Genomic DNA, 26,285 nt, shown 5'->3' with positions numbered 1-26,285 from the left:
GCCCGCCGTCGCACGACGCGAAATCGAACGTGGCCTGCAAGGCTGAGTTGTTGGCGGGCTCAGCTCGCCGAAGTGCCGTTCACTCGGCTTCGATGATGTCACCGACGACGCAGACGAATCCCTTCACGAGGGCATGCGCACGTCCACCGGCTCGAACCGCGCCGGCCGCGCTGCCGTCGCGCGGGAAGATGACGACCTCGGCGACCTTCACGCCCTCGCGGAGGATCTTCACACGGTCCCCCGCCTTGATGTCCCCCTCGACGGGGTCGATGTAAACGGCACCGTCCCCCTTCGCGAAGACAAAGACATCCGTGACCTCGGCCCGGTTCATCCGCCGACCTTCCATCAGTAGTACCCACCTTCTTTCATGGTGGCGATCTCAGCCCTCAGCTCACCGATCTCCCTCTCGGTGAGCGCAGCGCATACCTCTCAGGGCCTGCGATCAGCCCTTCCCCCCTCGCGGCCCGCACCGCCCGCGACGCATCGGGCCAATGGATGCCCAAGGAACCGCACAACGTAGGGTCGGCAAGTCTGACCGGGGGCCACCAGCTGGGCGGCCCGCGTTCTCATGGAAAGGGAGGATCACGCATGGCGGTCGGTGTCATCGTCATCTTCGTCCTGCTCGTCCTCGCCCTGCCCATGGCGCTGCTGTCCTACGCGGTCGGGCGCAAGACCTCGACCCGGGTGGGCTGGTGGTTGGCAGCCGCCCTCATAGGTATGCCGATGGCGCTGTTCGTCGGTTGGAGCATCGCTGCAAGTGCCGGCAACTGACCTGTCTCCGCCCCCTACAGTTCCTGACCCGGCCAGCCCAGGAGGCGGGCGCCGACGACGGCGGTCTGGAGGGTGTAGCGCTGGACAGGGTCGCCGGGGTCGGCGCCCGTCAGGCGGTGGATGCGGTCGAGGCGGTAGGTCATCGCCCGCACGCTGAGGTTGAGGCGGCGGGCTGCCTGGGCGGTGACGCAGCCGGTGTCGAAGTACGCGGAGAGGGTGTCCAGGAGCGGCTGCGCGCCGCCGCGGGCCTGCTGGAGCGGGCCCAGGACGCTGCGTACGAGGTCCGCCATGGCCTGCCGATCCCGGGTGAGGACGGGATAGACGAGCAGGTCGGCGGCGTGCAGGACCGGATCGTTGAGGTCCATGCGGGTGGCGAGGGCGAGGGCGTTGAGTGCTTCTTCGTAGGAGTGGACGACGCCGCCGGCGCCGGGATGCGATCGGCCGATGGCGACCTGGCCGCCGTCGGTGGCGGCGTACGCCTGCTTCGCGAAGTAGGTCAGCACCTCGGGTTCGTCGGCCGGCGCGACGCATATCAGCCGGCCGTCCTTGGTGGTGAGCAGGATGCGGCGGTTGCCGAAGCGCGCGACGAGGGCGGACTCGACGGTGCGGGTGACCGCGTAGCCGTCGCCGTACGGCTCCGGGCCCTGCGCCACGGCCACGGCGTGGGCGTGGGAGAGGAGCAGCCCGAAGCGCTCGGCTCGTTCGGCCAGCCTTCCGAGGTCGCTGCGCCCGTACAGGAGGTCGTCGATGAACTCCCTTCTGGCCGCCTCTTCCTGACGCACCGCCAAGCGCTGTGCCCGCTCGTGTCCTTCGGCGAAGGAGTCCACCGCCTGCTCGACCGCGCTCAGCAGATGGACGGCGGCTGCGGCCGGCAGATCGAGGTGGACACGCTGCGCGGCGGACAGATGGGCCCGGATGAGGCGCCGTAGCCCGATACCGTCCTCCGCGGCTCGCTCCCCCCGGGACCGCAGCGTCTCCCTCTCGTCGCGCGTGAGCCCGCGGTGCGTCGTGCAGACGCTGGACAGGATCTCGGCATACCCGTCCAGATACTGCTCGTCGATCTCTCGCTCCGCCATGACCCTCCCCGCATCCTGACGCGTCCCTGATGAGTTACTGACGCGCCGTTCAAGACTTGCATGTCGCACACCAAGGTCCGCAACCAGGCATCAAGAACACGTCAAGGACTGCCGGTTTCCGGCAATGCCGAACAGGCTCTCACTCGGCCAGAATGGTCCCGCGAGGGGCCACGCGCGGCGCGAAGCTGCCTGGACCCGGAAGACATCGAGACTTCGCGGGAGGACCGAATGGGGCAGTCCCTGCGGTTCCCGCGTCCTGCCCGGCCGGTGACGTCGCGACCGGTCCCGCCTCCGGCGGCCCTGGTCCCCGACGAACCGGAACCGGGGCCGCGCTCTCAGGACTTCGTGGTGGTGACGGGTCCGCCCGAACGGGACTTCCCGGCCGGCGCCGCGCCGTGCCTCTCGGCCGTTCCCGAACGACGAGGCCGGTAGGCCGACCGGGCACGCGCCACCCGAGGGGCGCCGAGGACCCAGAACGACGCGCTCCCGCACGCGACTCCCCCTTTCTCCCATCCACAACGGGGTTTTCCATGAATGCCATCACCCCGGGCATCGGCGTGCTGATCGCCGTTGTCCTGCTCGTCTGCGTCGCCCTGCTCTTCGCCGTCACCCGGCTCTTCCGGAAGGTGGAGCAGGGCAAGGCCCTGATCGTCTCCAAGATGCGAAAGGTCGATGTCACCTTCACCGGACAGGTCGTCCTGCCGGTCCTGCACAAGGCCGAACTCATGGACATCTCGGTGAAGACGATCGAGATCAGCCGCACCGGCCGCGACGGGTTGATCTGCCGGGACAACATCCGGGCGGACATCCGCATCTCGTTCTTCGTCCGCGTCAACAAGACGGTCGAGGACGTCATCAAGGTGGCCCAGGCCATCGGAACCGCTCGGGCCAGCGACAAGGAGATCCTGCAGGAGCTGTTCAACGCCAAGTTCTCCGAGGCGCTGAAGACGGTCGGGAAGCAGATGGACTTCACCGACCTCTACACCAAGCGCGAAGAGCTGCGCTTCAAGATCATCGAGCTGATCGGCATCGATCTCAACGGCTACAGCCTTGAGGACGCGGCGATCGACCACCTGGAGCAGACCCCGCTCTCCCACCTCGACCCCGGCAACATCCTGGACGCCCAGGGCATCCGCAAGATCACCGAGCTGACGGCCGTCGAGAACGTCCGGACCAACGAGTACCGCCAGAACGAGCAGAAGGAGATCACCCGCCAGAACGTCGACGCCCGCGAGGCCATCCTGGAGCTGGAGCGTCGGCAGGCGGACGCGGAGATCAAGCAGAGGCGCGAGATCGACACCGTGCGCGCCCGGGAGGAGGCCGAGACCGCGCGGGTCGTGGAGGAGGAGCGGCTGCGTGCGCAGAGCGCCTTCCTCAGGACCGAGGAGCAGCTGGGCATCCAGCGGGAGAACCAGGCCCGCGAGGTCGCGGTCGCGCAGAAGAACCGCGAGCGGGTCATCGCGATCGAGAACGAGCGGATCGAGAAGGACCGGCTGCTCGAAGTCATCGCCCGGGACCGGGAGACCGAACTGACCCGTATCTCCGCCGACAAGGAGGTCGAGGCCGAGCGCCGGGAGATCGCCGAAGTGGTCCGGGAGCGGGTCGCGGTGGACCGTACGGTCGCCGAGCAGGAGGAGTCGATCAAGCGGCTGCGTGCCGTCGAGGAGGCCGAGCGCGAGCGGCAGGCCGTGATCATCGCGGCGGAGGCCGAGGCCCAGGAGAAGCTGGTCAAGGACATCAAGGCCGCGGAGGCCGCCGAGCAAGCCGCGGTCCACCGCGCCGCCGAGGAACTCACGCTCGCGGAGGCCCGGAACAAGGCAGCGGACATGGACGCTCGCGCGAAGATCCGGCTTGCCGAGGGCATCCAGGCGGAGGCCGCCGCCGAAGGGCTCGCGGCCGTGCAGGTGCGGGAGAAGGAGGCGGACGCGATCGAGAAGGCCGGGCGGGCCGAGGCCGAGGCCACCGAGGCGCGGCTGCGCGCCGAAGCCGCCGGCATCCGGGAGAAGGCGCTGGCCGAAGCGACCGCCATCGGGGAGAAGCTCAAGGCCGAGGCAGCCGGTCTGACCGAGAAGGCGGCCGCCATGGCCGCGCTCGACGAGGCCTCCCGTACGCACGAGGAGTACCGGCTCCGCCTGGAGGCCGAGAAGGACATCCGGCTCGCCGGGCTCGACGTCCAGCGGCAGGTCGCCGAGGCACAGGCCACCGTTCTCGCGACCGGCTTGGAGAACGCCGACATCAACATCGTCGGCGGCGAGTCCGTCTTCCTCGACCGTCTTGTCCAGTCGATCGCGCTCGGTAGGTCCGTCGACGGCTTCGTCGACCACTCGCAGACCGCGCGGACGCTCGCCGGTCCGTGGCTGAGCGGGGACGGGTCCTTCACGGAGGACCTGACCAAGGTGCTGGGCTCGCTGTCCACCGCCGATGTGCAGAACCTCAGTGTGTCCGCGCTCCTGGCGAAGGTCATGAAGTCCGGGGTCCTGGACGCAGGCGCCCCCGCGGGCGCCGAGACGGCGCTCAACGGCGCCGCCAAGAGCTGACCGCCCAGCGGTCACGGCAGGGCCGGTGCCGGCACACGGGGGTTGGCGGCACCGGCTCCGCAACCATCACGGAACAGGGGAGCGAACGACATGAGCGCCGGAATCGACCAGGACACGTACGCGGTGTTGCGCGACCGCCTCGTCGCGCAGTCCGGTGAGCTGGCCCGGCGCGCCGAGGCCCTCAACCAGGCGCGGATCACGGAGTTCGGTTCGGGCGAGCTGACCCTCGCGGGCACCGACCGCATCCGCACTCAGAGCAACGGCCTGGCCCGGGACATCGTCGCCGTCGGGGAGGACGTCCTGCTCCTCGGCCGCCGGACGACATCATCGGACCGGGCCGAGACCTCCGTCTCCGATGTCTTCGGCCTGTACGACCGCGAGCTGAACCCACTGCCCGAGGGCGCGGTGCCCGGCCTTCTGGACGACCCGGACTTCGTACGGGAGTTCACCGGTCTGCACCGGTACTTCCGCGGGACACGCCTGCTGCGGCTGCGCCGCCTGGAAGGCCGTCTCCTCGCGGTCTTCCAGACAGGAGAGCAGGCCGACGACCTCCGCGTCCTCCGCTGGTCCGTCGGGCGAACGGGCGAGACACGCTTCCTCGACGCCCAGGGCGAGCGCGATCACCACTCCCCGCCCTCGCAGGACGTTCAGTGGGTGGAGACGACCCGCGACGACCACGTGCTCGGCCGGCACCCGCACGTCTCGCTCGACGGCCGGCTCTTCGTCTCCACGGCCGGTGGGGCGTTGACGATGAAGACGGAGAACGACACCGAAACCGCCGAAGGAATCCACAGCGAGCCGGTCGACGAGCCGCTGCAGTCCCTGGCCGACGCGGAGGTCGCGTACGCGACGGTGGGCGCGCTGATCGTCGTGCGCGTCCGCCCGTACAAGGAGGAGACCCGACGCCACCTGGTCTTCAACGCCCTGACCGGGACCGTGGTCAGACTCGACGGCATCGGACAGGCATGTCTGCGGCTGCCGGAGGACCAGGGGGTCCTGTTCCCCGGCGGCTACTGTCTCGCCTCCGGAGCGGTGAGGACCTTCGACGTGGACGCGGCGGAGCTGACGTTCGAGCGGGCGATCCGCTCCCCCAACGGCGAGGACATCCTCTTCGCCTTCCACGCTCAGGAGTCCGGCCGAAGCCTGCTCCTCCCGTACAACCGCATCCGCCAGGAGGTCGCCACCCCCGTTTCCTGCCACGGGTACGCGCTCCTCGACGACGGGACGATGGTCGTGCTGCGGGCCGAGGACGGGCAGCCCGGCCGCACGCACCCGGCGCAGATCTGGCGGACGCCGTACGTGGCGGACACCCATGTGGCGCCGCGTGGCGAGGGGCCGCTTGCCCGGATCGGCAACGCGGACCTCGTCCGGGGCATCTCCGACTGCCTCGGCATCGCCCGGCAGGCCGTCGAGCTGACGCCCGCCGGCGCGGTGTACGAGTCGCTGGTCGCCGCGTGCGAGCGTGCCCATGACGCTCACCACTGGCTGGGCGAACCGGACACGGGCGACCTGCGGGGTGCGCTCGACGAGTTGCGGGGCACCGCTGCGCAGGTCCTCGACGAGTTCGAAGCCGTGACCGCGCTCACCCGGCAGGCGAGCGACGCGCTGGCCGAGTCCGCACAGCAGGTGACCCGGCTCGTCCGGCGCATCCGGGGCGAGGCGCCCGCCTCGGCCGAGGAGTGGATAGGCCGGATCACCGAACTGCGTCAGGCGCAAGGGCGCCTGGTGACGCTGAGCGAGATGCGGTACGCCGACACGGAGAGCATCGACGCGCTCGCCGCTGACGTCGAGGCCGACATCGCCTCGGCCGCGCAGCGGGCCGTCGCGTTCCTCCGGCGCGGGGACGCCTTCACCGGCCACCAGCGGGAGGCGGAGACACTCGCCGCGGAGGCCGGGGAGCTGACCACCGTCGCCGGGGCGGGCCCCGTCGGCGACCGGCTCGACGAGCACACCCTCGGGCTCCGGACACTCAGCGAGATCATCGCAGGCCTCGACATCGGTGACGCGACCGTACGCACCTCCATCCTGCAGCGGATCGGTGACGTCCTCGGCTCCCTCAACCGCGCCCGCGCCGTCCTGACGTCCCGGCGCGCCGAACTCCTCGACCAGGAGGGCAGAGCGGAGTTCGCCGCGGAGCTGGCCCTGCTGAGCCAGGCCGTCACCGGTGCTCTCGCGGCCGCGGACACCCCGGACCGCTGCGACGACCAGCTCGGCCACCTGCTGCTGCAGCTGGAGAACCTGGAGTCCCGCTTCGCCGAACACGACGGCTTCGTCGCCGACATCGGCGACAGGCGGACCGAGATCCACGACGCCTTCACGGCGCGCAAACAGTCCCTGCAGGACGCGCGCGCCCGCCGCGCGGAGCGGCTCTCCGACTCCGCGGGCCGGGTCCTGGCGGTGATCGCCCGACGCGCGTCCACCCTGGGCGCCCGCGACGCGGTCCACACCTACTTCGCCTCCGACCCCATGGTCGCCAAGGTCCGGCACCTCGCGGCGCGACTCCGCGAACTCGGGGACCACGTACGGGCGGAGGAGCTGGACGGGAGGCTCGGAGCCGCCCGCCAGGAAGCCGACCGTGCGCTGCGGGACCGTACCGACCTGTTCTCCGACGACGGTGACACCATCCGGCTCGGCAGGCACCGCTTCGCCGTCAACAGGCAGGCCCCTGAACTCACGCTCGTACCGTACGAGGACACCCTCGCCTTCGCCCTGACGGGAACCGACTACCGTGCCCCGGTCACCGACCCGGAGTTCGCCGCGACCCGGCCGTACTGGAACCGGACGCTGCCCTCCGAGTCGCACGAGGTCTACCGTGCGGAGCACCTGGCCGCCCGCCTGCTCGCCGCACACGGCCCGGACTCCCTGGCCGGCGCGGACCTCGTCGAACTCGCGCGACGGGCGGCCGAGGCCGCCCACGACGAGGGCTACGAGCGCGGCGTCCACGACCACGACGCTGCGGCGATCCTGGAGACGGTGCTCAAGCTGCGCGAGGGGGCCGGACTCCTCAGGTACCCGGCGAAGGCCCGCGCGGCCGCCCAGGCCTTCTGGGCCCGCTCCGCCACCGCCGAAGCACGGGAGGAGTGGACCCGACGCGCGGTCTCACTCGCGCAGGCCCGTGACCTCTTCGGTTCGGCATCAGCCCTGGACGGACTCGAGCGGGAGCTGGCCGGGATAGTCGGCGACGCGACCGCAGCCGAGTATCTCGTCGCGGAGCTGACCTCCGGTCCGCCGGGCTTCGCCGTCTCCGCCCAGGCGCGCGCTCTGCTGCACGAGTTCCGCGGCGCCGTCGTCGACTCCGCGTACGACGAGACGCTCGCCGGTCTCGGCGCGCGGGACGCGCGACGCCAGTTCGTCGAGGCATGGATCACCTCGTACGCGTCGGCCTCCGCCGAGCAGATCGACGAGGACGCCCTGACCGAGGCCGTCGCGGTCGAACTCAGCCCGGATCTCGACCGGTACGAGGTGGGTACCCCGACCACAGCCACGGCCACCGGACTCCTCGGCGCCCATCCCCGCGTGGCAGGAGGCGTGATGCGGCTGCGCCTCGACGAGTACCTGGCCAGGACGCGGGCCTTCGCCGATGCGGACGTGCCCGCGTTCCGCGACTACCAGCGGCAGCGGGCGAAGCTCGTCGCGGCCGAGCGCGCGCGGCTACGCGTGGACGAGTACCGTCCCCGGGTCGTGTCGTCCTTCGTCCGCAATCGCCTCGTCGACGAGGTCTACCTCCCCCTGATCGGCGACAACCTCGCCAAGCAGCTCGGTGCGGCCGGCGACGCGAAGCGGACCGACTCCCACGGCCTGCTGCTGTTGCTCTCACCGCCCGGCTACGGCAAGACCACACTGATCGAGTACGTCGCCGACCGCCTCGGCCTGCTGCTCGTCAAGGTCGACGGTCCCGCCCTCGGCCGGAACACGCACTCCCTGGACCCCGCCGAAGCGCCCGACGCCGCCGCCCGCCGGGAGCTGGAGAAGATCGCCTTCGCGCTCGCGGCCGGCAACAACGTCCTGCTGTACCTGGACGACATCCAGCACACCGCGCCGGAGTTCCTGCAGAAGTTCATCCCGCTCTGCGACGCCACCCGGACCCTGGGCGGCCACGACCTGCGCGGCAAGCGATTCGCCGTCTGCATGGCCGGCAACCCCTACACCGAGACCGGGCAGCGCTTCCGCCTGCCCGACATGCTCGCCAACCGTGCCGACGTGTGGAACCTCGGCGACATGCTGACCGGCAGGGGGGACGCCTTCGCGCTGAGCTTCGTCGAGAACGCCCTCACCTCCCACCCGGACCTCGCCCCGCTCGCCGGGCGGGACCGCGCCGACCTGGAGCTTTTGACCCGGCTGGCCACGGGCGACCCGACCGCGCGGCGCGACCGGCTCACCCACCCCTACGCCCCCGCCGAACTCGACCGCGTCCTCGCCGTCCTGCGCCACCTGCTGACCGCCCGCGCGACGGTCCTCGCGGTCAACGCGGCCTACATGGCGTCCGCGGCCCAGTCCGACGACGCCCGAACCGAACCGCCCTTCCGTCTCCAGGGCTCGTACCGCAACATGAACAAGATCGTCGCCCGAATCTCACCGGCCATGAACGACGCCGAACTCGCCGCCGTCATCGACGACCACTACACCGCAGAGGCCCAGACCCTCACCGTCGACGCCGAAGCCAACCTCCTGAAACTCTCCGAGCTGCGCGGCACCCTCACCCCCTCGCAGGCCGCTCGCTGGGCGGAGGTCACCTCCGCCCACCTGCGGACCCGGGCACTCGGCGGCGCCGGAGAGGACCTGCTGAGCCGCGCGGTCGCCGCCCTCGGCCTGCTCGCCGACCGCATCACAGCCGTCGAAACGGCGATCAACCGTGCGACGACGGACCCGCGACACGCGCCCGCCCACCCCGGAGGAAGACACGCGGCAGGCCCGGCGGAAGCCTCCCCTCAGGCAGCGTGAGGTGCCTGGTGCTCCATGCGTTCCTGCATATGCCCGAAGAACTCCTCCGGCCGCGTCACGCCGGCCGTCACCCGGGCGAACTCGTCCTGTGCCGAGCGGCTGCGGGACGCCGCGAGGAGCACTTCCTGCATCTCGGGGGGCGGAGGTTCCATCGTCGCGAAATCCGCCGTGAACTCGTAGATGCTCCTGACTTCGGCGTCCCTCGCCTCCTGGCAGGAACGCATGGCTTCGTCGAAGGGGCGGCGCCCGGCGAGTACGTCGTCGAGCGCTGCGGTGCACCGCTCCGCGTCCCGGAAGGCGTCCTGGATGCCCTGGGCGGTGATGGGGTCCTTCAGGTAGCCGGCGTCTCCGACGAGGATCCAGCCGGGCCCGAACGGCTTGCGGAAGTAGTTGGGGATGGCCATGCCGACGAACCGCTCGGCCTGAGTGGCCTTCGAGACGCGCTCGGCGAAGGCAGGGGCGCGGGCCAGTGTGGCGTGGTAGTTGCCTTCGATGTCGCCGCGGTTGGCCTCGAAGTCGCGCATGGGCCAAGCGGAGATGACCATCGTCAGGTCGTCGTTGGTGGGCCATGCGGCGAAGGCCCGGTCCTCGCGGTCGAACGCCTCGAACTGCCCGTACATCGGCAGGCCGGCCCAGTAGGTGTAGTAGTACGCGTTGATCTTCGGCTTCTCCGCGTAGCTGGTGGCGGCCGTGGCCTTCGCGACGGTCGAGTGGAGTCCGTCGGCACCGACGACGATCCGGGCGGCCTGGTCGATGGTGGTCCCGCCGTCCTTGTCGTGGCCCCGGACACCGGTGACGGTCCCGCCGTCGACGAGGATCTCCTCGACGGTGAATCCCTCGCGCACATCGGCGCCCGATTCCGCTGCCGCGTCGACGAGGATCTTGTCCAGGACCGTACGGCGCGGGGCGTAGGAGACGTCGAAGCCCTCCCCGGCAGGGGACCCGGCAAGGACGAAGGGGCCCAGGTCGAACGCGTAGATGTCGATGGCTGGGCAGCCCGTACCGACCACGCGGTCCAGCAGTCCCCAGCGTTCGAGCGCGGCCAGGCCCGGCGGATGGATCAGATGGGTGGAGATCGTGTCGCTCGGGAACGTCGCCCGGTCGACGAGGAGAACCCGGTGACCGAGGCGGGCCAGAAGCATGGCGGTCGGGGCGCCCGCGCACCGTGCGCCGACGACGATCACGTCGTAATCCTGGGTCCCTGCACCGGACACGCCGGCTGTGCTGCTCATGGCCCTCACCTGCCGATCGGGCACACCACCCGACGGATCCGTCCGCGGCCAGACGGAGTGTCTGTCGCAGGGCGGTGCCTCACTTCCACGCTAGACCAGGCTCGCGGACTGTTCCCGCCGAGCCGCGGACGACCGCCCGCGACGACCCCTCGTCGGGGCGCTGCCCAGGCACAGTCAGCGAGGCGGCGAACGCACGGCGGCGCCCTCGGAGTGGGAGGCCGCGGGCGCCGGGGTGCTGAATGGTCTACGGGCCGACGAGGATGAAGATGATCTCCACACGTCCGGGGCTCTGGCCCTGGGGCTCGTGGACGCGGTACAGGATCGTGATCGTCACGCCGGTGTCCGTGGTGGGCTGCGTGGTGATCCGGCGCAGCTCGACGGCCTGGAGGGGTTCCGTCGTCGAGGCGGGTGACTGCGGGTCTGCTGCGAGGAGGGCCAGTGCGTCGTGGACGGCCCGGCGGCCGCCGGGAGACAGGTGCGCGAATTCGGGGTAGAGCCGTCGGGGCACCTGGACGATCCAGCGCGTCACGCGGCGCCCTTGTCGAGCTCGGCCCACAGGTCGTCGGTGCTCATGAGGTCGGTCTCTCCGGCGAGCGAGGCCCGGATGGCGTCCTGCACTTCGGGCCGGGTCCGCAGGGCGACCAGATGGCGCGCCTCGGTGATGACGGTGGCCTGCTCGAACCCGAAGGTGGCCGCGTCGAGTTTGGCGTTGAACGCGACGAGTTCGGCGGGGTTGATCACCGCGAGGGCAGCGCGGAGCTCGGCCAGGGTCTGCGGGCCTTCGTGTGCCTCGATCCGGTACGGGCTCGCGTACGCCGGGGTGGGTGTTTTGTGTGGCAACGCGCCCATGAAGCCTCCTTGTTCCACTTCTACGGTACGGGCTCCCTCCCCGTACGGGGAGGGGCGTACGGGGACTACGTGGGACGGTGCTCCCCCACGCGGCTGGGCGATGGGGGCGCCGTCGCTGTCCGCCGGTCCGCGCGCTGCGCGGACCGGGCGGTGTCGGCCGTGCCGTGCGCGGCCGCTCGGGGCGGTGCTCTCGCCCGAACTCATCTACACGATCACCGGCGAGGGCCTGCTCCATCCCGGCCTGCCCGGATGCAGTGGAGCGTCTGACTGCGGCCCGGCTCCGAAAGGGGCCGCCCGGGGGTCGTCAGGCGAGGGCGAGGAAGAGCTTCTCGAGTTCTTCCTCGGTCATGGGGGGCTGATCCTCGTCGGCGTTGGCCATGCACTGGCGCATGCCGCTGGCCACGATCTTGAAGCCCGCGCGGTCCAGGGCCCTGGAGACGGCTGCGAGCTGGGTGACGACGTCCTTGCAGTCGCGTCCGGCCTCGATCATGGCGATGACGCCCGCGAGCTGGCCCTGAGCGCGACGCAGACGGTTGAGGACTGCACTGACCGCGTCGTCGTCGACCTTCATCGGTACCTCCCTGAATACGCGTGCCGCTTCCCGATGGTACCCCAGGGGGTATCCGGCCGATGGGGGGCTGTGACCCCGGACGGCGAGCGCGGCGGCGACCGCGCCCCCGCCACACCTCGACGGAACGATACCCACGGGGGTATTTGACAGGGCGCGAGTGCGTCCCTACCGTCGAGAAAGTAATACCCCGGGGGGTATTTCCGTCCGAGGTGTCGGCCGCCTTCCGGGGTTGCCCCTCTCCCGCTTGCCCTTCCGCCCTCCGGGGCCCCGGGCTTCTCCGCCTGCCCCGTGGTGGCCTGTGCCGCCGCGCGTCGTCCCGCATACCCGGGTGGGTATGTTCCCGCTCCTGCTGGAGGTCTCTCGTGTTCTTCGCCCAGTACTACCTCGACTGTCTTTCCCAGGCGTCCTACATGATCGCGGACGAGTCGACGGGCCAGGCGGTGGTCGTGGACCCACGCCGGGACATCTCGGAGTACCTCGCTGATGCCGAGGCCCGCGGGCTACGGGTGGTCGGCGTCATCAACACCCACTTCCACGCCGACTTCGTCGCGGGTCACCTGGAGATGGCCGCACGTACCGGTGCGTGGATCGGCTACGGCCGGCGGGCCGAGACGGAGTACGCGATCCGCAAGCTCGCCGATGGCGAGACGATCAGCCTGGGCGGCACGACCCTGGAGATCATGGAGACGCCGGGGCACACTCCGGAGTCGATCAGCGTGCTGGTGTACGAGAACGGCGGGGACCAGGTTCCGTACGGGGTGCTGACCGGGGACGCACTGTTCATCGGCGACGTGGGCCGGCCCGACCTGCTCGCCTCGGTCGGTGTGACGGCCGAGGAACTCGGCGCGATGCTGCACGACAGCGTGCAGCGCAAGCTGATGGGCCTGCCGGACGAGGTAAGGGTCTTCCCCGCGCACGGCGCGGGGTCTGCCTGCGGCAAGAACCTCTCCACCGAGAGGCAGTCCACGATCGGCGAACAGCGGGCCACGAACTACGCCTGTGCGCCGATGAACGAGGCCGAGTTCGTCGCCCTGGTCACCGCCGGGCAGTCCACAGCTCCCGGCTACTTCCCCTACGACGCCGCCCTCAACCGGCGTGAACACGTCCTCTACGACCCGGCGGCGGCGCCCCGCCCGGCTGACCGCGGCCGAGTTCGCCGAGCGCCGTGAGGCCGGCGCGGTCGTCGTCGACGCCCGCGACTCGCAGGAGTTCGCGGCCGGGCATCTGCGCGGCTCGGTGAACGTGCCCGCCGACGGCCGGTTCGCCGAGCAGGCCGGCACCGTGCTGGACCCCGCGACGGAGCTGCTGGTCCTCGCCCCGCAGAACCGCGAGGAGGAGGTCGTCACCCGTCTGGCGCGCATCGGTTTCGATCACGTCGCCGGCTACCTGCGCGGCCCCGACGACGCCCTGACCTCGATGGCCGAGGAGGTCACCCCGGCCGGCCGGCTGACCGCTGCCCAGCTGCTCACCGCACTCGCGGGCGACCGGCCGCCCCTGGTCATCGACGTCCGCAACTGCGGTGAACGCGGCGAGAACGGCTTCATCGACGGTGCGCTGCACATCTCCCTGGGCGAACTGCCTCGCCGCTTGGACGAGATCCCGGCCGACCGGCCGCTGGTCCTGCACTGCGCGGGCGGCCACCGCTCCTCCATCGCCGCCAGCCTCCTGCGCCACCGCGGCTTCACCGACGTATCCGACCTCCTCGGCGGATACGCCGCCTGGACGCTGCTGAACACGCCCGGCTGACGTCCGAGCCCCCCGAACTCCCGGCCGTCCCGGGGCCCTCACCGGGCGCCGGGGCCGCCGGCCACACCCCGAACGCACGGGCGCCCGCCCGCCCTTCCCGCTGATGGAGCACCCCTCTCATGGCCCATGACGACCCCACCCGCACCGCCCTCACCCCCGCCGCCCTCGCGGGCCTGCTGGCACAGGGCACCGGACCACGCATAGTGGACGTGCGTACCCCGGGCGAGTTCCGCACCTCCCGGATCCCCGGCTCCCACAACGTGCCCCTCGACACGCTGCGCGAGCACCGCGCCGAGTTGCTGACCCACCTCGACGAGGACACGGTGCTCGTCTGCCGCTCAGGCGCCCGCGCCGCCCAGGCCGAGCGGGCCCTCGCCGAGGCCGGCCTGCCCAACCTGCCGGTCCTGGACGGCGGCATGATGGCCTGGGAGGCCGCCGGAGCCCCGGTCGACCGCAGTGACGCCCGCTGGGACCTGGAGCGCCAGGTCCGCCTGACCGCCGGATCCATCGTGCTGGTCACCGGCGTCGTCGGGGTGTTCGTGCCAGGGGCGCACCTGATCGGTACCGCCATCGGCGCCGGGCTGACCTTCGCCGCGCTCAGCAACACGTGCGCGATGGGCATGCTGCTGTCCAAGCTGCCCTACAACCGCGGCCCGCGCACCGACATCCGCACCGTCCTCGCCTCCCTGCGGGAACAAGCGTGATGGCCCTCGTCCTGACGGCCTCGGTGCTGATCGGCATCAGCCTCGGCGTCCTCGGCGGCGGCGGGTCCATCATGACCGTGCCGATCCTGGTCTACCTCGCCGGAATGGACCCCAAGGAGGCCATCGCCACCTCGCTGTTCGTCGTCGGCGTCACCAGCGCTGTCGGGCTCGTCCCGCACGCCCGCGCGGGCCGGGTCCGCTGGCGCACCGGACTGCTCTTCGGCGCGGTCAGCATGGTCGGCGCCTACGGCGGCGGCCGCCTGGCCGAGTACGTACCCGGCACCGTCCTGCTCGTGGCGTTCGCACTGATGATGCTGGCCACCGCCGCCGCCATGCTCCGCAAGCCCGGCAATCCGAAGCCGCCCAGGCCCGCCCGCACCGAGCGGCCCGTCACGCGCGTGATCGCCGAGGGACTCGTCGTCGGCGCGGTCACCGGCCTGGTCGGCTCCGGCGGCGGATTCCTCGTCGTCCCCGCTCTCGCCCTGCTCGGCGGCCTCCCCATGAGCGTCGCTGTCGGCACCTCCCTGCTGGTCATCACCATGAAGTCCTTCTCCGGACTCGCCGGCCACCTGTCCGGCGTCCAGATCGACTGGGGCCTCGCACTGGTGGTGACCGCGGCCGCGGTCGTCGGCAGCCTGATCGGGGGCCACTTCGCCGGCCGCATCCCCCAGGACACCCTGCGCAAGACGTTCGGCTGGTTCGTGGTCGTCATGGGAGTCTTCGTCCTCGGCCGGCAACTCCCGCACACCCTCTGGGCCGGCCCCCCGACCTGGGCAGCCCTCGGCATCCTTGGGGCCATCGCCATCGCGCGGGCCGCAAGGCGGGCACGCCGCACCCCACCCGGCATCCGCGCGACACCCCAGAACTCCCGCGAGCCGACCGCGACCCGCGGTGCCGAACACCCGTAGAACCATCGCCGCCGACCGACCGCCGTGCGCCGGGTGGGGCCATGCCCCACCCGGCGCACCTGGCTCGGCGCTGCCCGTAGGCTGCTGCCTCCCCCATTCGGCATATCGCGCGCGCATTGCTTCGCCGACGACCGGACCGGCCGTCCAGAACAGGGCCTAAAGGAGTCCTACGACGTCAGCGAGCCACCGGCCGCCAAGGTCGCGGCCGAGGAGCGGCGGAAGGGCCAGCCCCACGAGCAGGGCGGGGACGCCTCCGATCAGTACGTGCTGGGCCGGCCGGTCCGAGATGCCGGATCTCAGAGGAGGAAAGGTGAGGACGATGGCTGCCATGCCGATCAGGGCGGCAGCGGCCAGCGCAAGCACCGCGAAGACGGCCATCTTCCACATCGCCGGTCCTGGATCCGCACCCAACGCGGCTGTGTAGCCAACCCCGATGGTGACGATCAGGGTGAGCGAGGTGATGGCGAGGGCTTCATCGCGCCATCGCACGATCGGCTTCCGCGTAGGCGCCGATGGAATGGACGGCCTCGTGGGGGCCTTCAGCGCAAGCGGTCTGGGCAGCTCCACCCGCTCCGAACGCAGCTGCCCGAGAGCCCTGTCGCGTGCGCCGACGCTGTCGGTTGCGTTTGAGCCCTGTTCGGCGTTCGGCCGGATCGCCCGCTGGGCTGCCGGCTGGGGACGGGCAGCGGCAGCGGCACGGCGGGCGAGAACTGCGACGCTGATGTCGGCAGACGTGCTTACGTGGATGGTTCTCAGGCGGTGGAATGCCCTACGGAAGGCCGTGACTTCCTGCGGAGTGGCGTCGAGCCCGACGAGAAGCCATTCCAGGTCTTTCCACCGTGCCGGGAGACGACGGCCAGCCAGCCATTCCTCCACGCGGGCCACTTCCGTCGGCCCCTGCCCGAGGTGGCCCGGTCTCGTTTTCGCCATGTCCACGACGTGTGACCACTTTTCGGCTCCCGCTAAGGCTCGCAGCGCCTGAAGTTGTGCACCGAGTTCCACGGGGTTGGCGGCCATCTCGACCTCCCAGGCGATGGAGGCCTCAGCTCTACCGCGGCTCGGTCTGCCGCTCGCATCGTCTCTGGTCACAGAGTTGTCCGCGTTGTCTGCCCGTTGTTCGTGGACAGCCTCACGCTCAACGGGGACATCACCGCGGTCCACGACTTGTCCACGGACAACGACGACCTCGTCGGCCGACGGGCCGAGCCTGTCCAGGCCCATGACTTCACGCAGCTCGTCCAGGTCCTGGTCCTGTTCAGCCAGCTGCTCCTCAGCCTCGCGCAGCACGTCCGCGATCTGATCCATCGAGGGAGTCGTCGTCTCGTGATCAGCGTGGCCAGACGGCTGGGGGACGAACGCCGAACCGGCGTCCGCTGCCTGTTCAACCACCTGCCGCACAGCAAGCTGCTCCCGGGCGACCTTCTCTTCCGCGGCCAGCCGAAGTTCGTATGCCTCCCGGTTGGCGCGGCGGGCGTGCTCGAGCTGTCGGTCGGCCTGGCGGCGGTACTCGACCGACAGGTCCAGGTCGCGCTGCACCTCGGCGCGGATCTCCTCACGCGCGCGGTCGAGATTGCCCTCGAGCTCGACGCAACGGGTCTTGAGTACCGAAACCATCTCCTCCAGCTGGGAGCACCGCTTCTCGGAGGCTGCGAGCTTGCGCATGGCTTCGATCTGCTGCAACCGTGCGTCGTCGAGCCGCAGAAAGACGTCAGCCGCAGGAGCACCTGATCCAGGTCGTCGGACGACGGGTGCCGCCTTGCCCCTCTCCTGCTGAGCGGCCGCATCCTTCGCCTCGGCCAGCAGTCGCCTGCCCTTCTCGAGCAGCCGCCCGCGCATGGCCGGCTCGGGGATGAGCTTGGTGACCAGACTGTCCAGCAGACTGTCGGGGATCAGCTTGCTGCCGTTGCGGTATTCGGTCCACATCGCCTTCGAGTAGGGGAACTGGCTCTCCAATTCCCGGACCTTCAAGCCGGCGGTAATACTTCGGAGCCAATTCGCGAGCGCGTTGGCCTGCGGGGTTCGCCCCCGCAGCTCGCCCAGTGGCCGCCCCATCTTGTCCCCCGACTCACTTGTCCAGCGGACAACGGGCCCGTTGTCCCCGATCTTCGACCGGTCACCTGGGGGGATACCGATCAGCTGAGGCGAACAATCACACCATCCATCACGGTGAGTTTCCAAACGATCCGCTCGCCCCAGGAGGTTCCGTGCCTACGCCCAACTCGCCGCTGCTGAGCACCACGACGGAGGAGCTGCTGGCCCAGATCGAACACGAGGCCAAGTGCCGCCGCCGTCAGGCCCGTGCCCTGCGGCGTTCTCTGCGACGTGAGCGCCGGAAGGAGCAGCCTTTGCACCTGCGCGTCGTGCGCGCATCGACGACGATCTCCTCCGCCGGCCTCGCGGTGATCGGCGCCGTCGCCTTCGTCGCGGCCGGCGTCATGTTCCTGCTCGGCGAGGCGAACGAGGCGAAGGCGCTCATGGCGCTCGCCTCGGCGGCGTGGAGCGGGGCTGCGGGGCTCGCGATCTTCTCGCGCAGATGACCTGGTCGTAAACGAGTTCAGGGGCCCGCACCACGAGGTGCAGCCCCTTCTCGTCGGGGCCTGGACTCCGGGCGAGCGCTCCGTCCTCGGCTGTGCACGACGGCCGCACGGTGTTGAGTGGGGGTGATACCGCGGAAGCGCTTGAAGGCGACGCTGAGCGCGAAGGCGTTGGCGTACCCCACCGTATGGGCGATGGCGCTCACCGTGTCGCCGGTGTCCCGGAGCAGATCGGCCGCGCGGGCGACACGCCACCTGGCCAGGTAGGTCATAGGTGGCTGGCCTACGTGGCGAGCGAAGTCGCGGGCCAGACCCGACCTGGAGGAACCCACCTTGGCGGCGAGGCCCACCACGGTCCAAGGGTGCGCCGGGTCCTCGTGCAACAACCGCAGGGCACTCGCGACGACGGAGTCGTCCGTGGGCCGGTACCACACGGGTGCATGGTCGCGGGGGCGGTCGAACCAGGAGCGCAGCGTGGAGACCAGCATCAGGTCGAGCAGCCGGTCCAGGACGGCCTGCTGGCCCGGCTGGTCACGGCCTGCCTCCTCCGCGACCAGGGCGAGGAGCGTACGGTCACTGTCGGCCTCCGGTACGACGAGGACGTCCGGCAGGGCATCAAGGAGCCGGTCGCTGATGCCGTTCCGGCCTTCGTACGCGCCGCTGATCAGAAGAACCGCACCCGCCGTATCGACACCGCACGTACGCGGTGCGGGCGCCGGCTCGCCGGCCGCGACCGCTCGCGCGGTTCGGGCGCAGTAGTCCGCGCTGGTGATGACGCGGCCGGGCGGCGAGGCGGGATCCTCGGCGACGGTGTACGGGGCGGGGCCCCGCAGGACGGCGATGTCACCGGAGCCGAGTTCCATCGGCTCGCCGTCGGCGAGGCCTCCGGCGGGCGTGATCCAGACCCGGCCGTTCAGAGCGGCGACCAAGGTCAGCTGGGCGCCGCTCGCGAAGCGCAGGGACCATGGTGGGCTCATGACCGTCCGGGTGAACACGGCACCGCGTGCCCGTACGCCGTCAAGCAGTTCCGCCAGCGTGTCCATCCCACCACCGTAGAGGCTCGAACATCGACCTGGGTGTCTCAGCCATGGCCCGGGCCCGGCGCCGGGGGGTTTGGTTGCCTCATGACTGAGCATCCGATGTTGATCACTGGTGGTACGGGCAAGGTCGGCGGACGCGCCGCGGCCCAACTCGGCGCGAAAGGCGTCGCGGTGCGCGTGGGATCGCGTTCTGGCGACCCCCGTTTCGACTGGACGGACCACAGCAGCTGGGACGACGCTCTGGACGGCGTGAAGAAGGTCTTCATCGTGCCGCACGACGGCGAGAAGCTGACACGGCCGTTCGTGCAGCGCGCGAAGGAGCTGGGCGTCGAACGCGTCGTGCTGCTGTCGGGCCGCGGCACCGACGTCCCCGGTTACGCGGGCGAGGACAGCATCGCGGGCAGGACCCACATCGACGGCGAGGACGCCGTACGCACCAGCGGTCTGGAGTGGACTGTCGTGCGGCCGACATGGTTCGCGCAGAACTTCAGCGAGGGCCTGTTCCGCGACTTGGTACTCGGCGGGGAACTGCGCCTGCCCGCTGGTGACGGCGCTGTCAGTTTCGTGGACGCCGAGGACATCGCTGCCGTCGCGGTCGCCGCGCTCACCCAGGACAAGCACGTGGGCCAGACCTACGAGTTGTCCGGGCCGAGCGCGCTGACCATCGGCCAGGTCGCCGACCTCATCTCCGGCGCCACCGGCCGCCCGCTGCGCTACACACCCCTGGCACCGCGGGACTTCGTGGCCGAGCTGGTCGCCGAGGGCTGGCCCCTGGCGGACGCCGAGGACTACGCCGACGCGGTCGGCCCGATCCAGCGGAACATGGACAGCCGCCTGTCCCAGGGCGTGCAGACCGCACTCGGCCGGTCGCCTCGCTCCTTCGCGCTGTTCGTGAAGGAGGCCGCGGCCGCCGGTGCCTGGCGCCACCAGCTGATCGATTGACCATGAGTTGAGCCGCGGGTCCTGCGCCCGCTCCTGCCCGGTGCGACGCCCCGGAAAAAGCGACGACCGGCACGAACGCTGCTGTCCGGACGCCCTGTCCGCGGTCTCGTACACGGTGTCCACGCCGAGGCTCTGGCGGAGGTGTCCGCGGCCTCCGCTCAGTGCCAACCGGAGTACCCGTCGGGGTGCCCTCCGCTACCCTCGCCCCGTGTGAGGCCGTAGAGGAACAGCCCCAGCACGAGCAGCGCGAGCAGCACGGTCCAGAACGTGCCTGGGAAATCTGAGGAACCCGGACGCCGTGGAACGTCGCCCTGGCTCGCGGTGTCGCTGTCGTCGTCGTTCATCCCGCACCCCCTCGGTCCGTATTCATGGCACTGCGCCACGTAGCCGCCGTCAAGCTTCCCGGCGCCGCTAGGACTTGTCCGGGCGATCACGTTCGGAGCCAGATGGCCGAGGGCTGCTGCGGTTGCGGTGCCGAGGTAGACGTAGCCGCGTTTGTCGTACCGAGTAGCGACAGCCCGCTGTTGCTTGAGTCGGTTGATCGCTCGTTCGACGGTTTTGCGCTTCTTGTACCGGTCTTCGTCGAAGCCGGGTGGCCGTCCGCCGTGTGAGCCTTTGCGTGGCGGGCGGCCTGGCTGTCGGTCTTCTCCGGGATGGTGTGGCGGATGCCCCGGCGTCGCAGGTACTGGCGGCAGGGTCCGTTGCTGTAGTAGGCCTTGTCGGTGGCGAGGCCATCGGGCTTCCTGCGCGGTCGGCCAAGCCCGAGTTTCGGGACGCGGATCTTCTCCAGGACCGGCTTGAACTGGGTGCAGTCCGCCCGCTGACCCGGGGTGCCGATCAAAGACAGCGGGCGGCAGCGGCCGTCCGCGCGCAGGTGGAGCTTGGTGGTGAACCCGCCGCGAGAGCGGCCCAGCCCTTCACCTCCCGCACCACCTCCACCAGGCAGGCGTGCAGGCTCTGCCATGCGGTTTCGTCCTGGTGTTCTGCCGCCTCGGCCCCCCGTCCCATAGCCAGAGCAACGCCCCGCCCCAGAGGCAAGTCACACAACTGAGCTGGACTGATCCCAAAGTGCGCTTGACTGCCCGGATGAACGCCAACTCGACGGACGTGAGTCCGTCCGCAACCGTGCAGGTCAGGCGCTTCCGCAACGGTGATTCGGTGGAGCAGCTGACTCTCCTGCTCCACCGCGCCTACGCTGACCACGCCGCTGCCGGGCGAATCTTCTTCGCCTCCTACCAAAGTCCGCAGGACACTCAGCACCGCTTGAGCAAAGGCGAGTGCTGGGTCGCGATGGACGGGAACGCAGTGGTCGGCACCGTCACCGTGTCAGCTCCTCACGCCACTCCGGCTGGATACCCCGCGTCGGCAGGAGGGGGCTCGTTCTGGCAACTGGCTGTCGAGCCATCACAGAGAGGCACCGGCCTCGGACAGCGGCTGCTGGCTCTGGCAGAGTCACGTATCGCTGCTCTCGGATCGACGCAGGTCGTCATCGACACCTCCTCACAGGCAAAAGACCTCGTCGACTGGTACCGCCGGCGTGGCTACGCGCCGATCGGCACTTGGCGGTGGGACGTCACCAACTACGACAGCATCGTCCTCATGAAGAACCTGCCGACCTCGACTCCTTCGTGATCGGCCGGACCGAACATAGGCGAGCGCGAATCCCCCGCGTACAGGACCTACGAGAGCTGGGGCTACCGCAAGGTCGGCAACCGGCAACCCTTCGCCGCCTCCCCCTTGTGTGCCGTGATGCTCCTGGGTGTCCAGGACGGTCTTCGTGGCCCCGCTGGCCCCACCTGGCTTCCAGGAGGGGCCGGTCGACCGCGATGTCAGTGGCGGCACCTACCTTGGGCCCCATGAGTGATCAGCATTGGGCGGGCATCCGACAGCGGGTCGAGGCTTTGGGGGCGTCCCCGGCGAGCAGCGAAGTGTTCGGGGCCTTGGGGCACGGCTGGGTTCTGGAGCAGCCGCTCAGCCACACTGAGCTCGCGGAGCTCGAGGCACAGTTGAAGGTGCGGCTGCCGGAGGAATTCCGAACATTCCTCCTTGATGTCGGCGCGGGTGGCGCTGGTCCCGCCTATGGGGTGTTCCCGGTGCGGCGCGTGCAAGGCCGCTGGCGGTGGGAGGGCGACGGCGCGGACATGGCAGACCTGTCCCGGCTTGCCGAGTCCTTTCCCGAGCAGGGCCCGGACCCCGAGCTCGTCGAAGCGCTCCTTGCTGAACGTCCCGAGGAAGAGGACTTCGACGAGATCGAGGAGTTCGACGACGCCATCGAGGCATGGGACGAACGGTGGGACGCCGTCATGTTCGCCCCCGAGCGGACAGTCGGCGCGATCGTGATCTGCCACCTGGGGTGCGCCCAGCGGGAGTGGCTGATCATCAGCGGCAGCCACCGCGGCACGATCTGGTCGGACTCCCGGGTGGACGACGCCGACCTCACCCCGCTCCTCGGCAGCGACGGAAAGCCGGCGACCTTCGCGCACTGGTACCTCGACTGGCTGCGCCATGCGGAGCGCACAGCGCGGGAAGCAATCTGAGCCCCCGGAGTCGGCCCCACCGAGCACGGGCGGTCCGAGCCTCGAGCACTCCAAAGCGGCGCGCCCACCGTCAAGTTCGGGCGTCACACCCTCTGCGATCGCGTCGGCCATCATGGTCAGCGTTTGATGCGACCGCGGATGGCGAGTACGGCGAGCGCGAGGAGGGCGTGCCTTCCCGCCTCAGGCCTCGTACGCGTAGAAGCCGCGCCCGCACTTCCGGCCCAGGCGGCCGGCGGCGACCCTACGTTGGAGCAGCGGAGGAGCGGCGTAGAGCGGCTCCTTGTACTCCGCGTACATCGATTCGGCGATGGCCTGGACGGTGTCGAGGCCGATGAGGTCCGCCTTGCCGAGTTGATCGGCGAAGGCCAGGGCTCGTCGCGTCCTCTCGGCGCTCGTCGTCAGCGCGGGGACGCTCTCGACGAGATGCTGCACAGGCACCGGGTTGAAGAAGTGGAGGCCGACGACGTGCGTCGCGGGGCGTTCGGTCAGGACCGCCAGGTCGACGACCGGTATGGAGGAGGTGTTGGTGGCGAGGATGGCCTCGGGGTCCTCCACTGCCTAGTCCAGGGCGGTGAGCGCCTGCTTCTTGACCGCTCGGTCTTCCGCCACGGCCTCGATGACGAACTGGCGGTCGGAGAACGCGTCCAGGTCACGGGTGAACGAGAGCCGGGCGAGCGTTTCCTCACGCTCCTTCTCACCGAGTTCGCCCCGACGCACGCCGTTGTCGAGCGAGGCCAGCAGCCGTCGACGCCCGTTCGCACCCGGACGGCAGGAGGTGCCTTCATCGGCGCGGGCCGCCAGAGACACCCCTACCGTCCGGCGGCGGGCGGAGCGACGCTGCCCCGGACGATCAGGCGCGTACTGATGACCGAGTGGAAGGGCGGCGCGGACGACAGGGCGAGACCGGCCGCCACGTACCCCAGTTCCTCCGCGGGCAGGTGCACACTGGCGAGCCCGAGTCCCTGTGCCACGTGGGTGTCGTCGTAGCCGACCACCGAGACGTCCTCGGGCACGCGCAGCCCCGCCTCCCTGAGCGCCTGGACCGCGCCGGCGGCGATGCGGTCGTTGTAGGCGAACACCGCGGTGAAAGGCGTGGCGCTCGACCGGATGAAGCGCCGCATCTCGGTGTACCCCGGCAGACTGCCGGTGGCGGTGACGAGTTCGAGTGCCGGGTCGGCCTCGCCGCCGAGTTCCGCGAGGGCTCGGCGGTAGCCGGCGCGCCGGGGCACGATCGTGCTGTGCTCGCCGCCCCGGCTGAGATAGACGATGCGGCGGTGTCCGAGGGAGACGAGGTGGCTGGTGGCCGCGTAGGCGCCGCCCGTGTTGTCGTACTCCACGACCGCCGCGGGGGTTGTCGCGTCGATCGCCCCCCGCGCGCAGTGCACCATACGGATACCCGACGACTCCACGGTCCGATAGAGCGCGGCTGTCCGCTTGTCGTGTGGGTCGGTCCCATCGGTGCCACCCACCATCACGATCGCCTGGACACCTTGTGATCTCATCCGGCGCACAGCGACCTCCTCCTGCGCCGCGTCACCACCGGTGGTGGTGATCAGGCACAGCCGCCCTTCGACGGCCGCCAGGCTGGCGATGCGCTGCACCATCGCGCCGTAGGCGCCGTCGTCGATCGTGCTGACGACGATCCCGATCGTGCCCGGGTCCGGGCCTGCCAGGGCGCGGGCGTGCGGATTGGCGACGTACTGGAGTTCGTCCACGGCCCGGGCGACGCGCTCGCGGGTGGCGGGAGCGGCGGGGTAGTTGCCGTTGAGGATCCGCGAGACCGTGGCCGGGGAGACCCCCGCGCGTTCGGCCACATCGCGGATCGTGGGGCGGCCGGAGTCCTTCCGACTCGTCGGGGATGTGCCGTCTCCGGATGGCAACCGTTTTACCTCCGAGTCGCGATGGCCAGCTTGCGGGCCACGGTAGCACCGGCGCTCCTGCGATGTCCCGCGGGCCTCGGCCCGCCCATGCGCCATGCGCTGCCCTGCCGCCGCACCAGCGATGAAGCCCCAGTTCATCGGAGGTAGAGGTGGGGTAATGCCACTGCCCGCACACGGACTTGATGCACCGGCAGGTCGTCGTCCCTGGCGGGAACGCAGGCTCGCAGGAAGCCTTGACGCACCCGTAGAAAGCGTTTTAACTTTCGCCGCAGCGCAAGGCAGCGAGTGAGAGAGACGCGGTCCGGACGCGAGAGGCCCGTCCGTCAGGGCGGCCTCGGTGACCGCGTTCCGTCGCTTCACGGCGTGCGGCAGTTCCGTCACCCCGTACGGGAGATCAGTGCGACAGCCCCGGAGTCAGGTCCGGTCCGGTGCCACGAGCGGAGCGGTCACGCAGCCCAAGGAGTCATAGGAGCCCCATGAACATCGTTCCCCCACCCGACCGCCTTGTTCCCGTGCCGGCCATCGCGCCCTTCGAAGCCGGCCCGGACACCGTGGTGACGGCCTTCTCGGCGGAGCTGCTCACCACCGCCGCATGGCTTCGAGGCGTCCTCGCGGTGGCACCGGTGGCCCGTCCCGGGGGCGAGATCCGTCTCGCGGTCGACCCGGCCCTCGGGCCCGAGAGCTATCGGCTCAAGGTCCGGACCGATTCCGTGCTGATCGAAGGCGGTGACCCGGCCGGGGTGTTCTACGGGGCCCAGACGCTACGGCAGCTGCTGCCCACCGAGGCGTTCCGTGCCGCCGCCGTGCGGCAGGAGCCCTGGCTCGTGCCGGCGGTCGAGGTCGAGGACAGCCCGCGATTCGCCTGGCGTGGCTGCATGCTGGACGTCGCACGGCACTTCCTGCCCAAGGCTGACGTGCTGCGGTTCATCGAACTGCTCGCCCTGCACAAGATCAACGTGCTGCACCTGCACCTCACGGACGACCAGGGATGGCGCCCCCAGATCCGGCGTTACCCCCGGTTGACGGAGATCGGTGCCTGGCGACGCGAGACGGCCGTCGGCGTCGGCCCGTCCGACGTCTTCGACGGACGGCCGCACGGCGGCTTCTACACCCAGAACGACCTGCGCGAGATCGTCGCCCACGCGGCCGCCCGTCACATCACCGTCGTCCCCGAGATCGACGTCCCCGGGCACTCGCGTGCGGCGATCGCCGCCTATCCCCACCTGGGTGTCAGCGGGGAGCCGCTGGAGGTCGAGACCCGCTGGGGCGTGTGCGAGGACGTGCTCAACGCCGAGGAGTCCACCGTCCGGTTCTACGAGGACGTGCTCGACGAGATCCTCGACATCTTCCCCGGCACGTACGTCCACATCGGCGGCGACGAGTGTCCCCGGACCCGGTGGAGGGGCTCCCCGAGGGTTCAGGAGCGGATCAAGGAACTCGGGCTGGCGGACGAGGACGAGCTGCAGAGCTGGTTCATCGGCCGGCTCGCTTCGCACCTGCGGTCGCGGGGCCGCCGAGTGCTCGGGTGGGACGAGATCCTCGACGGCGGGCTCAGCCGCGATGCGACGGTCGCCGCCTGGCGCGGCACCGACCGCGGGGTCGCCGCGGCGCGGGCCGGCCACGACGTGGTCATGTGCCCGCACGAGCACACCTACTTCGACTACCGGCAGTCCGAACAGCCGGGTGAACCGCTGCCCTTCGGCAGCGTCCTCACGCTCGCCGACGCGTACTCGTTCGAGCCCGTCCCCCCCGGGCTCGCGCCCGAGGAGGCCGGGAGAATCCTCGGCGCGCAATGCCAGGTGTGGACGGAGTACATCGACTCTCCGCGCCGCGTCGACTACATGGCCTTCCCCCGCCTCTGCGCCTTCGCCGAGGCCGTCTGGAGCCGAAACCCCCGTGACTTCGCCGGCTTCCAGGCACGTCTGGAGGAGCACCTGCACCGGCTCGACGGACTCGGAGTGGAGTACCGCCCCCTGGCCGGGCCCCATCCCTGGCAGCGCGACAGGCCCGCCTGACC

Annotated in this window: 20 protein-coding genes and 3 pseudogenes; 11 read left to right on the top strand and 12 right to left on the bottom strand. The window is 70.5% G+C overall.

The window, feature by feature from the left end; translation table 11 throughout:
* Positions 1-79: 79 nt before the first annotated feature.
* Complete coding sequence (locus tag AB0E14_RS23540; RefSeq protein WP_362421353.1) at positions 80-331, bottom strand: hypothetical protein; 252 nt, start codon at positions 329-331, stop codon at positions 80-82.
* A 257-nt stretch (positions 332-588) separates the two neighbouring features.
* On the opposite strand from AB0E14_RS23540, the gene AB0E14_RS23535 reads away from it, so the two are divergent.
* Entirely contained in the window at positions 589-771 is a 183-nt protein-coding gene (locus AB0E14_RS23535) for a hypothetical protein (RefSeq protein ID WP_362421350.1), read from the top strand.
* Positions 772-785: 14 nt separating this feature from the next.
* Here AB0E14_RS23535 and AB0E14_RS23530 read toward each other — a convergent pair whose 3' ends face one another.
* Positions 786-1,847, bottom strand: coding sequence for a helix-turn-helix domain-containing protein (locus tag AB0E14_RS23530; RefSeq protein ID WP_362421347.1), 1,062 nt, complete (start codon positions 1,845-1,847; stop codon positions 786-788).
* A 530-nt stretch (positions 1,848-2,377) separates the two neighbouring features.
* Between AB0E14_RS23530 and AB0E14_RS23525 the strand changes: the two genes are divergently transcribed.
* Positions 2,378-4,384 (top strand): flotillin family protein, encoded by a 2,007-nt coding sequence (locus AB0E14_RS23525; protein WP_362421344.1) that lies wholly within the window; start codon positions 2,378-2,380, stop codon positions 4,382-4,384.
* A gap of 90 nt (positions 4,385-4,474) precedes the next feature.
* Positions 4,475-9,325, top strand: coding sequence for a DNA repair ATPase (locus AB0E14_RS23520; RefSeq protein ID WP_362421342.1), 4,851 nt, complete (start codon positions 4,475-4,477; stop codon positions 9,323-9,325).
* Here the strand turns inward: AB0E14_RS23520 and AB0E14_RS23515 are convergent.
* The 4 genes from AB0E14_RS23515 to AB0E14_RS23500 form a co-directional block, all read right to left on the bottom strand.
* The gene (locus AB0E14_RS23515) at positions 9,313-10,557 is read right to left on the bottom strand and encodes an NAD(P)/FAD-dependent oxidoreductase (protein WP_362421339.1); all 1,245 of its coding nucleotides are present in this window, start codon (positions 10,555-10,557) and stop codon (positions 9,313-9,315) included. The two genes, AB0E14_RS23520 and AB0E14_RS23515, sit on opposite strands and share 13 nt — an antisense overlap.
* A 244-nt stretch (positions 10,558-10,801) precedes the next feature.
* Positions 10,802-11,086: a hypothetical protein gene (locus AB0E14_RS23510; RefSeq protein WP_362421336.1), complete on the bottom strand. Its 285-nt coding sequence runs from the start codon at positions 11,084-11,086 to the stop codon at positions 10,802-10,804.
* Complete coding sequence (locus AB0E14_RS23505) at positions 11,083-11,406, bottom strand: hypothetical protein (protein WP_362421333.1); 324 nt, start codon at positions 11,404-11,406, stop codon at positions 11,083-11,085. Before AB0E14_RS23505 ends, AB0E14_RS23510 begins: the two co-directional genes overlap by 4 nt.
* A 304-nt stretch (positions 11,407-11,710) precedes the next feature.
* Complete coding sequence (locus tag AB0E14_RS23500) at positions 11,711-11,977, bottom strand: metal-sensitive transcriptional regulator (RefSeq protein WP_362421330.1); 267 nt, start codon at positions 11,975-11,977, stop codon at positions 11,711-11,713.
* A 362-nt stretch (positions 11,978-12,339) separates the two neighbouring features.
* Here AB0E14_RS23500 and AB0E14_RS23495 point away from each other — a divergent pair.
* The 3 genes and pseudogenes from AB0E14_RS23495 (at position 12,340) to AB0E14_RS23485 (ending at position 15,335) form a co-directional block, all read left to right on the top strand.
* A pseudogene (locus AB0E14_RS23495) lies at positions 12,340-13,723 on the top strand (rhodanese-like domain-containing protein).
* A gap of 119 nt (positions 13,724-13,842) precedes the next feature.
* The gene (locus tag AB0E14_RS23490; RefSeq protein WP_362421327.1) at positions 13,843-14,427 is read left to right on the top strand and encodes a rhodanese-like domain-containing protein; all 585 of its coding nucleotides are present in this window, start codon (positions 13,843-13,845) and stop codon (positions 14,425-14,427) included.
* The gene (locus AB0E14_RS23485) at positions 14,424-15,335 is read left to right on the top strand and encodes a sulfite exporter TauE/SafE family protein (RefSeq protein ID WP_362421324.1); all 912 of its coding nucleotides are present in this window, start codon (positions 14,424-14,426) and stop codon (positions 15,333-15,335) included. Before AB0E14_RS23490 ends, AB0E14_RS23485 begins: the two co-directional genes overlap by 4 nt.
* Before the next feature lie 156 nt (positions 15,336-15,491).
* Here the strand turns inward: AB0E14_RS23485 and AB0E14_RS23480 are convergent, their stop codons facing one another.
* Entirely contained in the window at positions 15,492-17,288 is a 1,797-nt protein-coding gene (locus AB0E14_RS23480; RefSeq protein WP_362421321.1) for a hypothetical protein, read from the bottom strand.
* A 251-nt stretch (positions 17,289-17,539) separates the two neighbouring features.
* Between AB0E14_RS23480 and AB0E14_RS23475 the strand changes: the two genes are divergently transcribed.
* On the top strand, positions 17,540-17,872 hold the full coding sequence (locus AB0E14_RS23475; RefSeq protein ID WP_362421318.1) for a hypothetical protein: 333 nt from the start codon (positions 17,540-17,542) through the stop codon (positions 17,870-17,872).
* Between the two features lie 17 nt (positions 17,873-17,889).
* On the opposite strand, the gene AB0E14_RS23470 is transcribed toward AB0E14_RS23475, so the two are convergent.
* Positions 17,890-18,912, bottom strand: coding sequence for an AraC family transcriptional regulator (locus AB0E14_RS23470; protein WP_362421315.1), 1,023 nt, complete (start codon positions 18,910-18,912; stop codon positions 17,890-17,892).
* Positions 18,913-18,993: 81 nt separating this feature from the next.
* On the opposite strand from AB0E14_RS23470, the gene AB0E14_RS23465 reads away from it, so the two are divergent.
* Positions 18,994-19,851: an NAD(P)H-binding protein gene (locus AB0E14_RS23465; protein WP_362421312.1), complete on the top strand. Its 858-nt coding sequence runs from the start codon at positions 18,994-18,996 to the stop codon at positions 19,849-19,851.
* A 158-nt stretch (positions 19,852-20,009) separates the two neighbouring features.
* Here the strand turns inward: AB0E14_RS23465 and AB0E14_RS23460 are convergent, their stop codons facing one another.
* Complete coding sequence (locus tag AB0E14_RS23460) at positions 20,010-20,195, bottom strand: hypothetical protein (protein WP_362421419.1); 186 nt, start codon at positions 20,193-20,195, stop codon at positions 20,010-20,012.
* A gap of 150 nt (positions 20,196-20,345) precedes the next feature.
* A pseudogene (locus AB0E14_RS23455) lies at positions 20,346-20,764 on the bottom strand (IS5 family transposase); the annotation flags it as partial.
* 173 nt (positions 20,765-20,937) lie between these two features.
* Here AB0E14_RS23455 and AB0E14_RS23450 point away from each other — a divergent pair.
* Both AB0E14_RS23450 and AB0E14_RS23445 read left to right on the top strand, forming a co-directional pair.
* A complete protein-coding gene (locus tag AB0E14_RS23450; RefSeq protein ID WP_362421309.1) occupies positions 20,938-21,483 on the top strand; it encodes a GNAT family N-acetyltransferase in 546 nt (181 codons plus the stop codon).
* A gap of 224 nt (positions 21,484-21,707) precedes the next feature.
* Positions 21,708-22,388: an SMI1/KNR4 family protein gene (locus AB0E14_RS23445; RefSeq protein ID WP_362421306.1), complete on the top strand. Its 681-nt coding sequence runs from the start codon at positions 21,708-21,710 to the stop codon at positions 22,386-22,388.
* A gap of 180 nt (positions 22,389-22,568) precedes the next feature.
* Here AB0E14_RS23445 and AB0E14_RS23440 read toward each other — a convergent pair.
* Positions 22,569-23,141, bottom strand: a pseudogene (locus tag AB0E14_RS23440) (3-hydroxyacyl-CoA dehydrogenase NAD-binding domain-containing protein); the annotation flags it as partial.
* A 56-nt stretch (positions 23,142-23,197) separates the two neighbouring features.
* Entirely contained in the window at positions 23,198-24,202 is a 1,005-nt protein-coding gene (locus AB0E14_RS23435) for a LacI family DNA-binding transcriptional regulator (RefSeq protein WP_362421303.1), read from the bottom strand.
* 542 nt (positions 24,203-24,744) lie between these two features.
* On the opposite strand from AB0E14_RS23435, the gene AB0E14_RS23430 reads away from it, so the two are divergent.
* Positions 24,745-26,283 (top strand): beta-N-acetylhexosaminidase, encoded by a 1,539-nt coding sequence (locus tag AB0E14_RS23430; RefSeq protein ID WP_362421300.1) that lies wholly within the window; start codon positions 24,745-24,747, stop codon positions 26,281-26,283.
* Positions 26,284-26,285 lie beyond the last annotated feature (2 nt).

This window comes from Streptomyces sp. NPDC047981 (assembly GCF_040653315.1).
GTDB lineage: Bacteria > Actinomycetota > Actinomycetes > Streptomycetales > Streptomycetaceae > Streptomyces.
The sequence above is the reverse complement of the archived record's forward strand: the minus strand, read 5'-3'. Positions and strand labels throughout refer to the sequence as shown.